This is a genomic window from Dyella jiangningensis, from assembly GCF_003264855.1.
GTDB lineage: Bacteria > Pseudomonadota > Gammaproteobacteria > Xanthomonadales > Rhodanobacteraceae > Dyella > Dyella jiangningensis_C.
On record NZ_NFZS01000004.1, the window covers coordinates 1121511 to 1137730 of the forward strand.

Sequence of the window (16220 nt, forward strand, 5' to 3'; positions counted from 1 at the left end):
CAAGGCCGTTTTCATGCGCTTGAAGGGCCTCCTTCAACGCACGATCCACAGACTTATCCACAGATGCTGTGGATAACCGCAAAAGCCCCATGCCGATAGTCACTTAGCCCCCTTTCCTAGATGGCGGGGCAGCAAGCCCCCGCAAACGGCCGTCGGCAGACCATTCGCCCGCGCATGCATCCCTCGTCCCCGCGATGGCAGCCCGGTTACACTGCGACGTCACGAGGTGTTCATGCCCGCCGTCCTACGCGTCGCCCTCCCGGTTCCCCTGCCGACCCTGTTCGATTACTTGCCCGCCGCTTCGGGCCGGGCGGATGTGGGCAGCCGCGTCCTGGTGCCGTTCGGCAAGGGCAAGGCCGTGGGCGTGGTGGTGGAAACGAATGTGGAGTCTGCCGTCGGCCATGCGCGGCTCAAGCGGGTACTCAAGGTGCTGGATGACGGCCCGCTGCTCGACGCCGAATTGATGGCCACCCTGGCCCGCGCAGCCGACTACTGGCTCGGCGCGCCGGGCGAGGCCTATGCCAACGCGCTCCCACTGGCCCTGCGCGAAGACCGGCCGCTCCCCGACCTGCGGGAAGAAGCCTGGGCGTTGACCGCTGCAGGGCAGAGCGCGCTGGATGCCGGCAGCCGCCGCGGCGGCAGTCGCGCCCTGCTCGAAGCGCTGGCGCCGGGCCCGGTCACCGCCGAGCTGCTCCACGAGCTGCTGCCCGGCTGGCGTGACGCGGCCCGACGCCTCGACGAGGCCGGGCTGATCGAGCGGACCGGCGTTGCCGGCGCCGCCCCCCTCCCGACCAGCACGCCGCCCGAGCTCATGCCGGAGCAGCGGCAGGCGGTCGATACCATCGCCGCGTCGCTCGGCCAGTTCCAATCGTTCCTGCTCGATGGCGTGACCGGCAGCGGCAAGACCGAGGTCTACCTCGCCCTGATCGAACAGGTGGTGGCCCAGGGCAAGCAGGCGCTGCTGCTGGTGCCCGAAATCGGGCTGGCGCCGCAGACCGTGCGCCGCGTGCGGGATCGCCTGGGCGTCGCGGTGGAAGTGCTGCATTCCAATCTCGCCGAAGGCGATCGCGCGCGCGCCTGGCTGCGCGCACGATCCGGCGAGGCCAAGGTCATCCTCGGCACGCGCTCAGCCGTGTTCACCCCGCTGCCTCATGCGGGCCTGATCGTGGTCGACGAGGAGCACGACGGTGCCTACAAGCAGCAGGAAGGCTTCCGCTACCACGCCCGCGATCTCGCCCTGCTCCGCGCCCGCGCGCTCGACGTGCCGGTGGTGCTGGGCTCCGCCACGCCGTCGCTGGAATCATTGGCCAACGTGCAGGCCGGCCGTTATCGCGCCCTGCATCTGCGCGCACGCCCCGGCGCGATCCGCGCGCCGCAGGTCCAGATCGTGGACATGCGTGCGCAACGCCTGGAACACGGCCTGTCGCCCGCGCTGCTGGCGGCGGTGGCCGACACGGTGGCGCGCGGCGAGCAGGCGCTGGTGTTCCGCAATCGCCGCGGCTATGCGCCGGTGCTGCTCTGTCACGCCTGCGGCTGGCATGCCGAATGCCCCCGCTGCGAACACCCGATGACGCTGCATGCCGGGCGTCGCCAGCTCATCTGCCATCACTGCGACTACACCGCGCGCCTGCCTGCGCAGTGTCCCGCCTGCGCCGCGCCCGACCTCAAGCCGCAGGGCCAGGGTACGGAGCGGCTGGAAGAAGCGCTGGCCGCGCAGTTTCCCGAGGTGCCGGTGCTGCGCATCGACCGCGAGACCACGCGCCGCCGCGATGCCTTCGAGCAACTGCTGGAAAGCCTGCACGAGGACCGCCCCGCGATCCTGGTCGGCACGCAGATGCTGGCCAAGGGACATGACCTGCCCAACCTCACCCTGGTCGCCATCGTGGGCGTGGATGAAGGCCTGCACAGCGTGGATTTCCGCGCCAGCGAGCGATTGTCCCAGCTGGTGGTGCAGGTGGCCGGTCGCGCCGGCCGTGCGCGCAAGCCCGGACGCGTGCTGCTGCAGACGCATCATCCCGACCATCCGCTGTTGCGCCAGCTGCTCGCACAGGGCTACGCCGCCGCGGCGGCCACGCTGCTGGATGAACGCCGCAGCGTGCAGCTGCCGCCTTACGGTCACCAGGTGTTGTTGCGTGCCGAAGCGCACCAGCGCGAGCACGTCGATGCGTTCCTCGTCGACGCCGCCCACGCGCTTGCCGGCGCACCGCTGCAACTGGCCGGCCCCATGCCCGCGCCGATGCCGCTGCGCGCGGGCCGTCATCGTGGCCAATTGCTGATCGAGGCGGAGACGCGCAGCGCACTGCACACCGCCTTGCGTCCCTGGTATCGCATGCTCTCGACGCTGCCTTCGGCGCGTCGCGTGCGCTGGTCGCTCGACGTCGACCCCGTCGATCTTTACTAAGGGCGACGACGCGACTTCCCATGATTCCCGACTTCACACGAGGCATCACATGGAAGGCAACGCATCCTCCTCCGGCTCACATCCTCACGTTGTCATTCTCGGCGGCGGCTTCGGCGGCCTCGCCGTGGCGCGCGGACTCGCCGATACGAACGCCCGCGTCACCCTGATCGACCGGCGCAACCATCATCTGTTCCAGCCGCTGCTTTACCAGGTCGCCACGGCGGGGCTTTCCGCGCCTTCCATCGCCGCACCGTTGCGGCAGATCCTGCGACGCCAGGCCAACGTCACCGTGTTGATGGATGAAGCGCTCGACGTCGATCTCGCGCAACGCTGCGTGACGCTCGGCCACGGCACGCTCGGCTACGACGCGCTGGTCGTCGCCACCGGCGCCACACACGCCTACTTCGGCCATGACGATTGGGAGCGCCATGCGCCAGGCCTGAAGACACTGGATGACGCCTTCACCATCCGCCGCCGCGTGCTGCTCGCCTTCGAGCGCGCCGAGCGCGAGGACGATCCCGCGCAACGGCAGGCCTGGCTCAACTTCGTGGTGGTCGGCGGCGGCGCGACCGGCGTGGAACTCGCCGGCACGCTGGCGGAGATCGCGCGTCACACGCTGCCCCGCGAATTCCGCCGCGCCGATCCGCGCCGCGCCAATGTGCTGCTGGTGGAAGCCGGCCCTCGCCTGTTGCCGGCTTTCGCGCCCGAGCTCTCGGAAAAAGCACGTCGGCAACTGGAAAAACTTGGCGTGGAAGTGCGCCTGGGCACGGCGGTCACGCGGATCGACGGCCAAGGCGTCATGCTCGGCGATACACCCCACGCCGCGCGCACCGTGCTGTGGGCGGCCGGCGTCGCCGCCTCACCGCTGGGCAGCCGCCTCGGCGCACCCGTGGATCGTGCCGGACGCGTACTGGTCGAGCCGGACCTCAGCGTGCCCGGCCATCCGGAAGTGTTCGTGATCGGCGACCTCGCCAGCGTCACCCAGCCCGACGGCAAGCCGGTACCGGGCGTCGCACCGGCCGCCAAGCAGATGGGCCGCCATGTGGCCGCAGCACTCAAGGCTCGCTGGCAGGGAAAGACCAGCCCGCCGTTCCGCTATCGCGACGACGGCTCGCTGGCCACCATCGGCCGCATGGCCGCCGTCGCGCAGTTTGGCCGTCTGAAACTCTCCGGCCTGCTCGCCTGGTGGGTGTGGCTGGTGGCACACATCGCGTTCCTGATCGGCTTCCGTAACCGCCTGGTCGTCATGCTTGACTGGGCCTGGGCGTACTGGACCTACCAGCGTCACGCCCGCATCGTCACCGGCCGCGATGAGACGGCGACTTTGCCCCGGGACGCCTAGCCGTGGACAATGGACGTCTTTTCCAGCCGGACCACGCCGTGTCTTCCCAACTCGAACAGCTGCGCCAGTACACCACCGTCGTCGCCGATACCGGTGACATCGACGCCATCGCCCGCTATCACCCGGTGGACGCCACCACCAATCCCTCGCTGCTGTTGAAGGCGACGGAATCGGCGGCGTACGCACCGCTAATCGATGAATCGGTGCAGCGCGCCAAGTCCGAGAGCAACTCGCGCGAGCAGCAGCTGATCGACGCCAGCGACCACCTCGCGGTCGCCGTGGGCCGCAAGATCGTCGAGCTGGTGCCGGGCCGCGTGTCCACCGAAGTCGACGCGCGCCTCTCGTTCGACACCGACGCCACCATCGCCAAGGCCGAGCGACTCATCGCGCTGTACGAAGAAGCCGGCGTGAAGCGCGATCGCATCCTCATCAAGATGGCGTCCACCTGGGAAGGCATCCGCGCGGCCGAGCAGCTGGAGAAGCGCGGCATCAACTGCAACCTCACGTTGCTGTTCTCGTTCGAGCAGGCCGTGGCATGCGCCGAAGCCGGCGTATTCCTGATCTCGCCGTTCGTCGGCCGCATCATGGACTGGTACGTCGCCAACACCGACACCAAGAGCTACGCGCCGGAAGAAGACCCGGGCGTGAAGTCGGTGCGCCGCATCTACGCCTGGTACAAGAAGCACGGCTTCGACACCGTGGTGATGGGCGCCAGCTTCCGCAACATCGGCCAGATCCAGGCCCTCGCCGGCTGCGACCGCCTCACCATCAGCCCCGACCTGCTCGACAAACTGCAGCAGGAGCAGTCGCCGCTGCCGCGCGCACTGAACGACGACGGTACCCGCGAAGCCAAGGTCACCCCGCTCACCGAAGCCGCTTTCCGCTGGGGCCATAACGAAGACGCCATGGCCACCGACAAGCTCGCCGACGGCATCCGCAAGTTCGCCGTCGACCAGCGCAAGCTGGAAGCGTTGCTGGCGAAGAAGCTGTAAGCGGGTTTTCCATTGGGAATGAAAAAAAACGCCCCGGTTACGGGGCGTTTTTTTTCGCCGCTCCCTTGTAGGAGCGCACCCAGTGCGCGATCGGCGTCGACGATGACCGCTGCGGTCGCGCACTGGGTGCGCTCCTACAAAGAAACTGCGACCACATCTCTTCAACGCGATGTGCCGCTCCGCGGCACGAGCCGTCATTGAAACCCTGTGTGGCGGTGAGGGGTGGACGAATAGGCCCCGCAGGGGTGCCCGACAGGACGTCGGGCACTTTTCGTCCGCGCAGGAGCCCGGTCGAAAAGCCCGGCCGTCCCTCACGGACTGGCTGGGCTGTAAGCCCAGCCAGCGCCAAAGCGGAGTGCTCTTTCTTTTGGTTACTTTTCTTGACTCAGGGCATCCTGCCCTTCGCCCTTCGGGCCGGCTTCGCCGTTCGCACGCGCTCCTGCGCGTGCGTGAGCAAGCAAAGAAAAGTGACCCGGCCTTCGGCAGAAGGACGGAAGCCCGCCGCCCCACGGGACTCCCTTCGGTCGCAGGCGAGCCAGGTTGCTAAAGCACAACAACCAAATCACCGTGACCGCTCACAGCAGAGAGACGAAGAGCGCAGCCCGGCGCGGAAAGCGATCGCGGACTGGGTGCACTCCTACAAAAACGCGAGGAGAAGCACCTACTTCTTCGCTTGCGCCTTCGCATCCTTCGCCAACACCTCCGGCGACATATCCCCACTCTCCCAACCACCACCCAGCGCCCGCACCAGCCCCACACTCGCGCGCAGCTGGTTCGTCTGCAGCCCCAGCAGGGTGAGATGCGCATCCAGCGACGCCACCTGTGCCGTCACCACATCGAGATAGCTGTTGGCGCCCTGCTTGTACAACGCCGTCGACAGATTGAGCGTGTGATCTGCCGCCTTGGCCGCGTCGCTCTGGTCCACCAACGCATTGCCATAGTTGTTGAGCAACGACTGGTTGTCTTCCACCTGCTGGAACGCCGTAAGCACCGTGCTGCGGTAGTGCGCGCTGGCCTCGTCGAAGGCTGCGTGCGCCGCATCGACCTGCGCGCGACGGCGACCGCCATCGAAGATATCCATCAGCAGGCTCGGGCCCAGCGCCCATACCTGGCTCGGCGCGGTAAGCAAATTACCCCACGCACCGCTGCTGAAACCGCCGCCCGCACTGAGCGTCAAGGATGGAAAGAAGGCCGAACGCGCCACGCCGATCTGCGCGTTCGCCTCGGCCGTACGCCGCTCCGCGGCGGCGATATCCGGGCGCCGTTGCAACAGCGTCGACGGCAGGCCCACCGGGATCACCGGCAACGCCGGCAGTTCCGTCTTCGCTTCCAGCGTGAAGCTCGATGCCGGCTGGCCGACCAGCACGGCAATGGCGTGCAGCAGCAGGTCGCGCTGTGCCTTCGTCTGCGACAGCTGCGAGCGCGTGGATGACAATTGCGTCTGCGCACGGTTCACGTCCAGACCGGACACCGCGCCGCCTGCCTGCAGCGTGCGTGTGAGCTGCAACGCACGCTGATACGCATCCACGCTCTTCTGCAACAGGTCGATCTGGCGATCCAGGCCCACCAGCACGAGATAGCTGTCGGCGAGCTGCGCCTCCAGGCTCAGGCGCACCGACGCGAGATCGGCCGCCGATGCCTGCATCGAGGCGCGGCCCGCGGCGACGTTGTCGTGCACGCGCCCCCACAGGTCCACTTCATAGGTAGCCTGCCCGGTCAGCGAATAGGTGTCGTACCACGTGGGCGAGGTGGGGCCACGCAGCGCCGAGTTGTCCGACTGGCGATTGCGCACGGCGCCCGCGCCCAGCTGTACCTGCGGAAACAAATCCGCTCGCACCTGCTGCAGGAAGTCGCGTGACTGCTGGTAGCTTGCAAGCGCCGCCGCGAGATCTGCATTGTGCGCGAGCAACTGGCCTTCCAGATCATCCAGGCGCGCGTCGCCATACAGCTTCCACCAGCCCTCGCGAGGCAGCTGGTCGGCGGGCGCGGCCGAGGTCCACGGACCGGCCGGCTGATAGTGATCGGCCACCGGCGCTTCCGGCGTCTTGTACGTCGGCGCCATCGAACATGCGCCCAACGCGAGCGTGGCGCCCAGCGTCAGTGCGAGATGCTTAGGCTTTTTCATGGGGCTTCGCCGCCGGCTGCGGGTTCTTGGCGATGCGCACCGGATCGCCATCGACGAGGCCATCCGGCGGATTGCTAATCACGCGGTCGCCCGGCTCCAGTCCCGAACCCAGTTCCACCGACTTGCCGTAATCGCGACGGATGGTCACCTCCTTGAACTTGACCTGGTCATTCGCGTCCAGCGTCGCGACACGCAGACCCTTGTCATCGAAGATCAGCGCCTCGGCCGGCACGCGCACGCCGAGTGCGGCGGACGCGAGGTTGAAGCTGATGCTGGCGTAGCTGCTGGGCAGCAGCTTGCCATCCGGGTTGTCCACCAGCAGCTGCACCAGCGTGGTGCCCGAGGTCGGCGAAATCGAGCGCGCGTCGGCTTCGACCTTCGCGGTGAATGTCTTGCCCGGATATTCCGGCACGGTGAGCGTGGCCTCGTCGCCGCGATGGATGCTGGGCGCGTACACCTGCGGCACGCGCACGTACACGCGCAGCTTGCTGGTGTCAGATACCTGGAACAGCGGCGTGCCGCCACCGCTGTCGGCCGTGACCAGTGCGCCGACGTCGGTGTTGCGCGCGGTCACGCGGCCATCGAACGGCGCGACGAGGCGCGCATACGATTTCAGCGCCTTCAGCCGGTCGACATTGGCCTGCGCCGCATTGACCTGGGCCTGCTTGGCGGCGTAGTCACCGTTGTACTGGTCCACCGATTGCTGCGACACGGAGTCGGGATCGGTCTGGTGCAGCACCTGCCAGCGCTTGGCGGTGGTGGCCGCAAGCGCCGAGTTCGCCTTGGCGCTGGCGAGATCCGCTTGCGCCTGCAGCAGCTGCTGGTCGAGGTCCGGCGTGTCGATCTCGCCAAGCACGTCGCCGGCCTTCACCACCGCGCCGATGTCCTTGTTCCAGGACTTCAGGTAGCCGCTGGTGCGCGCATAGATGGGCGCATTCGTATAGGCGTCCATCTGCGCAGGCAGTTCCAGCGGCGACTTGCCGTTGCCGGCCTCCGGCGTGGTGACCACCACGGTGGGAATGGCCTGTTCGTCGGTCCACTGGCGCAGGCTGCGCGCATCGGAGATGCGCATCGTCACGCCGACGACCACGACCGATCCGAAGACGACAGCAGCGATCAGCGCGGCGAGGCGCAGGCGACGCAGCGACGGCGTCGATTCCGGCAGAGAGGAAATGTGCTCAGACATGGACAGGTTCTCCGGCAACAGGAGCCGAATCGGAGGCGCGACCGCGTCGCGCATGCACGATGGAAAAGACGACGGGGACGAAGATGAGGGTGGCGGTGGTGGCGAACAGCAGGCCGCCGATCACGGCACGGCCCAGCGGCGCGTTCTGTTCGCCACCATCGCCAAGACCCAGTGCCATCGGCACCATGCCGATGATCATGGCGAGTGCCGTCATCAGCACCGGGCGGAAGCGCACGAAGCCCGCTTCGCGCGCCGCCAACGTGGCATCGCCATGGAAGGCCAGGCGCTCGCGGCAGAAACTCACCACCAGGACCGAGTTGGCGGTGGCCACGCCCATGCACATGATCGCGCCGGTGAGTGCGGGCACCGACAGCGTGGTGCGCGTCACGAACAGCATCCATACGATGCCGGCCAGTGCCGCGGGTAGCGCGGTGATGATCACGAATGGGTCGGTCCACGACTGGAAGTTCACCACGATCAGCAGGTACACCAGCACGCCCGAGCCCAGCAGGCCGAACAGCAGGCCCGAGTACGCCGCGTTCATCGTCTGCACCTGGCCCAGCAGCGCGATGTTGGCGCCCTTGGGCTTGGACTTCTCGGTGTCCTTGAGGATCTGCTGGATGTCACCGGCCACCGCGCCGAGGTCGCGCCCCTGCGTGGTGGCATAGATCTCCACCATCGCCTGGATGTTGTACTGGCTCACGACCATGTTGCTATGCGTGCGCGACACGTCGGCCAGCGCACCAAGCACCTGCGGATTGCCGCCGTTCCTGGCGGTGATCGGCAGGTTGGCGAGCGACGCCAGCGAGTCGAGCCGGTACTGCGGCACCTGCGCCGAGATCGGATAGGTGACGTTGTTGTCGGGATTGAGCCAGAACGTCGGTGATACCTGCGACGTGCCCGAGAGGTCGGCCACGAGGCTGCTGGTGACGTCCTGCTCCGTCAGGCCCAATACGCCGGCACGCGTGCGATCCACATCGATGCGGAATGCCGGCGTGGCCTGCGATTGCTGGATGCGCGCGTCCACCACGCCCGGGATCTTGCGGATACGGTTGAGCAGCAGGTTCGCGTACTCGAAGTTCTTGTCGAGATGGAAACCGCGGATCTGCAGGTCGATCGGCGCCGGCGAGCCGAAGTTGAGGATCTGGCTCACGATATCCGCCGGCGGGAACGAGAACACCGTGCCCGGGAACAGCCGCGGCAGCTTCTCGCGCAGCGCCTTCACGTACTCGGCGCTGGGACGATGGCCTTCCTTCAGCGAGATCTGGATGTCGCCGTCCTGCTCGCCGATCTGTCCGGTGTTGTTGTAGATCGTGTTGATGGAGCTGGAATACTGGCCGATGTTGTCGACCATGGCTTCCAGTTCATCCGGTGGAATGACCTGCCGAATGGCCTTCTGGATGTCCGCGAATTCGGCCGACGTCACTTCCACGCGCGAACCCACCGGTACGCGGGCGTGCACCAGGATCTGGCCGCCATCCACGTCCGGGAAGAAGTTGCTGCCCAGGCCCGGCAGCAGCAGGAACGACAACAGCACGAACGCAAGGAAGCCCGTGACGAACACCTTGCGATGCTGCAACGCGAGGTTGAGCATGCCGCTGTAGCCGGCGCGGAACACTTCGAAGCGATCGACGAAACCGCGCTGGAAGCGGCCGAGCGCCGACTTCGGCGGCGGCAGCGGCAGGTGCTGGCCGTGCTCGTCCACGGTCGGCGGATGCTCGTGCAGCAGGTATTTCGCCATCGTCAGCACCAGCGTGCGCGACAGGATGTACGAGGCGATCATCGCGAAGATCACGGCCTCGGCGAGCGGCACGAACAGGTAGCGCGCGACGCCCGTCAGGAAGAACATCGGCACGAACACGATGCAGATGCACAGCAGCGAGACGAAGGCCGGCACGATGATCTGCGACGAACCGTCGACGATCGCCGTGATCACGTCCTTGCCCTGCTCCAGGTGCCAGTTGATGTTCTCGATCGTCACCGTGGCGTCGTCGACGAGGATCCCGACCGCAAGCGCGAGCCCGCCGAGCGTCATGATGTTGATCGTCTGGCCGAGCGCCGACAGCGCGAACACCGAACCGAGCACCGCCAGCGGAATCGATGTGGCGATGATCAGCGTCGAGCGCCAGCTGCCGAGGAACAGCAGGATCATCAGGCTGGTGAGCGCCGCGGCAATCACGCCTTCGCGGATCACGCCGTTGATGGACGCGCGCACGAACAGCGACTGATCGCCGATCGGTGTGATCGTCAGGTTCTCGGGCAGCGCATCCTTCATGCTCTCGAGACGGTCACGCACGCCGGCCACGATGGCGAGCGTGGACGTCGAGCCGTTCTTCAGCACCGACAACAGCGTCGAGCGCACGCCATCGACGTGCACGATGTTGGTCTGAGGTGGATTGCCGTCGCGCACGTGGGCCACATCACGGATGTAGATGGTCGCGCCGTTGACCGTCTTGATCGGCAGGTTTTCCAGTTCGGCAACACGTTCGGCTGCATTGTTCAGCAGCATCACGTACTCGTATTTGCCGATTTTCTGCGTACCGATCGGGCTGATCTGCTGCTGCGCGGCGAGCGCATTGGCGACGTCCTGCGTCGAGAGACCGCGAGCCTGCAGCGCCGCGGGATCCACATCGAGCTGGATCTGTCGCGTCTTGCCACCGAATGGATAGGGAATCGCCGCGCCGGGCACGGTCACCAGCTGCGGACGCAGCAGGTTGAGGCCGAGGTCACCGAGCTGCTGTTCGCTCAGCCCCTTGCCGGACAGCGCCAGCTGCAGGATCGGCACGGTGGATGCGTTGTAGTTGACGATCAACGGTGGCGTCGCGCCCGGCGGCATCTGCTTGAGCAGCGTCTGCGCGACCGCAGTCACCTGCGCATTCGCCGTGGCGATGTTCACGCCGGGCTGGAAGAAGATCTTGGTGATGCCCATGCCATTGAGCGATTCCGACTCGATGTGCTCGATGTCGTTCACCGTGGTGGTGAGCACGCGCTCGAACGGCGTGTTCATGCGGCCGGCCATCTGGTCGGGCGTCATGCCGGTGAACTGCCAGGCGACGGCGATCACCGGGATGTTGATGTCCGGGAAGATGTCGGTGGGCGTACGCACCGCCGACATCACGCCGAAGATCAGGATGGTCAGAGCAAGGACAACAAAGGTGTAGGGCCGCGTGAGCGCGATCCGGACGATGCCAAGCATGCGGGGGATTTCCGTGCGCGAATGATGCGTCGCGGCAAATTTTCGCATGCACCTGATGCGCCCGGATCATCCGGACGCATGAAGATAATTTCATGTTGCCGGCAAACCGGCTGTCACACGATGGCAGGCGTGACTTCTGGCACGGATCGCGACAGGCACGTGCCCGGCTTTTCACCCGGCGCGAGCGCATAGCAGTACAACGTGAGACGTGCGCCCGTGCCTGCTTCGCCGATATCCAACGCGTAGCCATGCAGGCGCACGATCGCGCTGACGATGCTCAAGCCCAGACCGGAGCCAGCCGTCGTGCGGCTGTTGTCGCCGCGATAGAAGCGTCGCGTCACCGCGTCGCGTTCGTCGGCGGGAATACCCGGGCCGCTGTCGATGATGTCCACGCGCGGGCCTCGCTTGTCCATGCTCGCGCGCAGGCGCACCTGTCCGCCCGGCGGCGTGAACTTGATGGCGTTGCCCACGAGGTTGGCCAGCGCCTCGAACAGCAGATGCGCATCGGCGCGGATCGGCGCCAGCGTCTGGATGTCCAGTTCGAATGGCTGCCCGCGATCCTCGGCCACCGGCGCATAGAACTCATGCACCTGCCTCAACACCTGGCCGACGTCCACTTCGTCGAAGCAGGCGGCGCGGTTGCGGTCTTCCAGCTCCGACACGCGAAGCAACGCGCGAAAACGCGTCAGCACGGCGTCGATGTCGACCATGCACGCCTCGATCAGGGTCGCCTCGGGCTGGCCTTCCAGTTGCTGTTGCGTGCGATAGAGGCGGGCACGCAGACGCGTGAGCGGCGTACGCAGATCGTGCGCGATGTTGTCGCACACGCCCTTCACTTCGTTCATCAGGCGCTCGATTTCGCCCAGCATGGTGTTCACGATGCCGGCGAGCTGGTCCACTTCATCGCCGCGGCGGCTCACCGGCAAGCGCTTGGAAAGATCGCCCTGGCGGATCGGATCGGTGGCTTCCTGCAAGGCGCGTATGCGCTTCTCCGGCCCGCGCCGCAGCAGGAAGCCGCCGAGCAGGCCGGGGATGATGGTGAGCGACACGCCCCATAGCAGCGCACGCCGGATGATCGCGCCAATGCCGTCGATGGTGCTGGTGTCCTTGGCGATCACCAGGATGTCGCCGTTGGGCAGCTCGGATGCCAGGCCGCGCGCGCGCACGCGCTCGGCGTCGCGATCCGGGCGCGGCAGGCCGTGGGCGAGCTGGTGCACCAGCCCATCGCGCGGCAATGCGCGCGGCAGGTTGTCGATGTTGCCCGCCAGCGGACGATGCTCGTGGTCGAACAGGCCGACCGACATGATGCCGTGCGGATCGATCTTGCTCGCCGCATCCACCGTCGCCGGCAGGCGATCGGGTTCGGTCGAGCCGATGTAGTGCATGCGCTGCAGCAGCATCTGGTCGATCACGTTGTTGAGATAGCGCGTGGTTTCCCACTGGATCACGCCAACCAGCACGAAGCCCCACAGCGCGAACAGCGCGCCATAGATCAGGATCAGTCGCGACGTGGCCGAATGCCAGGCGTTGGGGCGCGCGTTCATGGCGTCACCGATGCGGTTTCCTGCGCGGCCGTCAGCATGTAGCCGGTGCCGCGCACGGTGTGGATGAGCGGCGGCTGGCCGGCCGTATCGATCTTGCGGCGCAGCCGCGCGATATGCACGTCGATCACGTTGGTGCCGGGGTCGAAATGAAAGCCCCACACGGTCTCGAAGATCATGGAACGCGTGAGCACCTGGCCGGAGTTGCGCATGAGGAACTCCAGGAGGCGGTATTCGGTGGGCAGCAGCGTGAGCGGCTGGCCGTCGCGGTAGGCGACATGGCTCACCAGGTCCAGTTCGAGATTGGCCACGCGCAATCGCTGCACGGCCTGCGGTTGCCGCCGACGCAGCAGCACTTCCGCCCGGGCGGCCATCTCGTCCGGCGCAAACGGCTTGGTGAGATAGTCGTCACCGCCCGCACGCAGTCCGCGTACGCGTTCGTCCACATCGCTCAGCGCGCTGATCATCAACACGGGCGTGTCGACCTGCGCGCGGCGCAATTCGGCGACCACGTCGATGCCATCCATGCCGGGCAGCATGCGATCCAGCGTGATGAGGTCGTAGCCGTCCTGGCAGGCACGTTCGAGCCCTTCGCGCCCATTGGCTATCCATTCGGCGGTCATGCCGTGCACGCTGAGCTCGGCGACGATTTCTCGCGCCGTGGTTTCGTCGTCTTCGATGACCAGCACTCGGGCCATGGCTAGGAGGCTATGCGCGTATCCAGTGACAGGAACGCGGAGCCTTCCCTGCCCCGCAAAAACCAACGGCCCCGAGCGGGGCCGTTGGCATGTTACGCCGTTCGATGCGGTTACGCGGCAAACAGCGAGCGCATCTTCTTCATGGCGTTGGCCTCGACCTGGCGGATGCGCTCGGCGGAGACGCCGTACTCATCGGCAAGATCCTGCAGCGTGGCCTTGTCTTCGTTCAGCCAGCGGCGCTGGATGATGTCGCGCGAACGCTCGTCCAGCTTCTGCAGAGCGGTCGACAGCGTGTCGAGCTGGTTGTCGGCCTGATCGGCGTCGGCCACGTTGTCGTACGGGTCGGCACCATCGTCGATCAGAAACGCTTCCGGCGCCGGCTTGGCGTCTTCCTCGGCATCGGCCGGGGCTTCGAAGCCGATGTCGCGGCCGGACAGGCGCGATTCCATCTCGCGGACGGTCGCCTCCGGCACGCCCAGGTCCTTCGCCACCGTGCGCACTTCCTCGGCGTTCATCCAGCCCAGGCGCTTCTTGCTCTTGCGCAGGTTGAAGAACAGCTTGCGCTGCGCCTTGGTGGTAGCCACCTTGACGATGCGCCAGTTGCGCAGGATGAACTCGTGCATTTCGGCACGGATCCAGTGCACCGCGAAGCTGACCAGGCGAACGCCCTGGTCCGGGTTGAAGCGCTTCACGGCCTTCATCAGGCCGATGTTGCCTTCCTGGATGAGGTCGGAAAGCTGCAGGCCGTAGCCGCTGTAACCGCGGGCCACGTGCACCACGAAACGCAGGTGCGACATCACTAGTTTGCGGGCCGACTCCAGGTCGTCGCTCTCGTTGTAGCGACGCGACAGGGACTGCTCTTCTTCCTGGGTCAGCACCGGGATCCGATGGACCGCCGAAATATAGGCATCCAGACTGCCGACGACACTCGGCACCGGCAGGTTGGCGGTCACCAAAGCTTGAGACATGTGTGGAACCTCCTGAATGAGGGATCAGCTTAGCACTCGGGTGGTAGGAGTGCTAAAGGCCCCGGCAAGTTCCGCGGCCTTTTCATGAACTGAATAGTACAGGAATTTGGGACACACGTCCAGTGGTGCATCCCAGGGGAGGCTCCACTGTGCCTGGCGGGCGGTTCAGCAGTGGTGAAAAGCCCGTTTCAGCCGAGTTCGGCGCGGGGCGGAAGGGACCAGTCGATCGGGGCCACCCCGCGGCTCTCCAGATACCGGTTTGCCGCCGAGAAGTGACCGCAACCCAGGAAGCCTCGGTGCGCCGACAAAGGAGATGGGTGCACGGACCGCAAAACGCAATGGCGGCGGGCATCTATGAGCTGGCCCTTCTTCTGGGCGTAGGAGCCCCAGAGCATGAAGACCAGGCCTTCCCGTTCCCGGTTCAGGGCATCGATGGCGGCATCGGTGAAACCCTCCCAACCCTTGCCCTGGTGGGAACCGGCCGCGGCCTGTTGCACGGTAAGCGTGGCGTTCAGCAGCAGCACGCCGCGATCCGCCCAGGGCGTGAGGCAACCGTGGTCCGGCGGCGCGATGCCTAGATCCCGGTTGATCTCCTTGAAGATGTTCTGCAGCGACGGCGGCGTCTGCACGCCCGGCCGCACGGAGAAACACAGGCCATGGGCCTGGTTCGGGCCGTGGTACGGGTCCTGCCCGAGGATCACCACCCGCACGGCATCGAACGGCGTGTGGTCGAAGGCGGCGAAAATTTCCGGCCCCGGCGGGTAGATCACCTTGCCGGCCTGTTTCTCCGTGCGCAGGAAGGCCGACAACGCCTGCATGTCCGGCCGGCCGAGGTAGTCGCCGATGCGCTCCTTCCAGGACGGCTCCAGCTTCACGCGGTCCTCGGTCATGCCGCCTCGTCGTGTTCGCGCAGGTGCTGCGACACGCGCAACTGGAACAGCAGCTTGGTGATCAGCAGCTTTTCCTCGATCGGCTTCTCGACCAGGTCGTTGGCGCCCGTGCGCAGCAAGGCGGCCTGGTTGACCGGGTTCTCGTCGCCCGTCATCACCAGCACCGGCAGGCGGCCCTTGCCGTAGCCGTATTCGCGGCGAATGCGTTCGAGCAGGTCGCCGCCAGTGAGTTCGCCCTTCAGGCTGACGTCGGTGAGCACGATGTCGGCGCCCACCTTGCCCTGCTCGCGCGCGGTATCCAGCAGCGCCAGCGCGTCCTCGGCGCTGATCACGTGGCGCACGGTGAGGCCATGCTTCTCCAGGATGCGACGGGTGGCGAGCGCCACCACGCGGCTGTCTTCCACGTACAGCACTTCGCCTTCGGCCGAATCGGCCGGGCGCACATAGCCGCGGATGAATTCCGCCAGGGCCTGGAAGCCCAGCGACTTGTCGAAGTAGTCGGTGACGTGTTCGCCCAGGGTGCGGCTGTGCAGGCGACCGTCGACATCGCCCGAGACCACGACGATGGGGACATAGGCCTGTGCAGCCGATTCACGCACATGGCGCGCCAGCTCGAGGCCGTCGATGTCGGGCAGACGCAAGGCAATGGTGATGAAGTCGAACGCGCCGCCCTCGAGCAGCTCCTTGGCTTCCGCGCCCGAACCGGCACCCACCACCTCCGATTCCGGCAGTTCGGCCTTCAGCACGCGAGCGATCAGCTGACGCACCACCTTGGAGCCGTCCACCACCAGCACCCGGGGCGCCGTTCCTATCACTCGACTACTGAAACTCGTACTCATCCCCTGTCATCCACCTGTTGGCCGGGATTCCCTATCCCTGTC

11 protein-coding genes are annotated in these 16220 nt (G+C 66.5%); 3 read left to right on the forward strand and 8 right to left on the reverse strand.

The annotated features are described in order from the left end of the window. The first annotated feature begins 232 nt into the window (after nucleotides 1-232). From CA260_RS17675 to tal, 3 genes are read left to right on the forward strand one after another with little or no spacing between them, the layout of a single operon-like run. The gene (locus tag CA260_RS17675) at nucleotides 233-2401 is read left to right on the forward strand and encodes a primosomal protein N' (protein ID WP_111984309.1); all 2169 of its coding nucleotides are present in this window, start codon (nucleotides 233-235) and stop codon (nucleotides 2399-2401) included. 49 nt (nucleotides 2402-2450) lie between these two features. After that, a complete protein-coding gene (locus CA260_RS17680; protein WP_111984310.1) occupies nucleotides 2451-3743 on the forward strand; it encodes an NAD(P)/FAD-dependent oxidoreductase in 1293 nt (430 codons plus the stop codon). Between the two features lie 38 nt (nucleotides 3744-3781). Beyond that, on the forward strand, nucleotides 3782-4735 hold the full coding sequence (gene tal, locus CA260_RS17685) for a transaldolase (RefSeq protein ID WP_111984461.1): 954 nt from the start codon (nucleotides 3782-3784) through the stop codon (nucleotides 4733-4735). Between the two features lie 661 nt (nucleotides 4736-5396). Here tal and CA260_RS17690 read toward each other — a convergent pair. The 8 genes from CA260_RS17690 to CA260_RS17725 all read right to left on the reverse strand — a co-directional run bounded on the left by CA260_RS17690 (nucleotide 5397) and on the right by CA260_RS17725 (nucleotide 16178). Then, nucleotides 5397-6860 carry an efflux transporter outer membrane subunit gene (locus CA260_RS17690; RefSeq protein ID WP_111984311.1) on the reverse strand — a complete coding sequence of 488 codons (1464 nt, stop codon included), beginning with the start codon at nucleotides 6858-6860 and terminating at the stop codon, nucleotides 5397-5399. After that, a complete protein-coding gene (locus CA260_RS17695; RefSeq protein WP_111984312.1) occupies nucleotides 6847-8046 on the reverse strand; it encodes an efflux RND transporter periplasmic adaptor subunit in 1200 nt (399 codons plus the stop codon). Before CA260_RS17695 ends, CA260_RS17690 begins: the two co-directional genes overlap by 14 nt. Further along, on the reverse strand, nucleotides 8039-11242 hold the full coding sequence (locus tag CA260_RS17700; protein WP_111984313.1) for an efflux RND transporter permease subunit: 3204 nt from the start codon (nucleotides 11240-11242) through the stop codon (nucleotides 8039-8041). Before CA260_RS17700 ends, CA260_RS17695 begins: the two co-directional genes overlap by 8 nt. Nucleotides 11243-11355: 113 nt before the next feature. Beyond that, a complete protein-coding gene (locus CA260_RS17705) occupies nucleotides 11356-12786 on the reverse strand; it encodes a sensor histidine kinase (protein ID WP_111984314.1) in 1431 nt (476 codons plus the stop codon). After that, nucleotides 12783-13481, reverse strand: a complete 699-nt coding sequence (locus tag CA260_RS17710; protein ID WP_111984315.1) for a response regulator transcription factor — start codon at nucleotides 13479-13481, stop codon at nucleotides 12783-12785. The genes CA260_RS17705 and CA260_RS17710 overlap by 4 nt, the downstream gene beginning before the upstream one ends. 110 nt (nucleotides 13482-13591) lie before the next feature. Further along, nucleotides 13592-14449, reverse strand: a complete 858-nt coding sequence (gene rpoH / locus CA260_RS17715) for an RNA polymerase sigma factor RpoH (protein WP_038621444.1) — start codon at nucleotides 14447-14449, stop codon at nucleotides 13592-13594. Nucleotides 14450-14637: 188 nt separating this feature from the next. Next, on the reverse strand, nucleotides 14638-15339 hold the full coding sequence (gene ung / locus CA260_RS17720) for a uracil-DNA glycosylase (RefSeq protein WP_111984316.1): 702 nt from the start codon (nucleotides 15337-15339) through the stop codon (nucleotides 14638-14640). Further along, a complete protein-coding gene (locus CA260_RS17725; protein WP_111984317.1) occupies nucleotides 15336-16178 on the reverse strand; it encodes a response regulator in 843 nt (280 codons plus the stop codon). The genes ung and CA260_RS17725 overlap by 4 nt, the downstream gene beginning before the upstream one ends. Nucleotides 16179-16220: the final 42 nt, after the last annotated feature.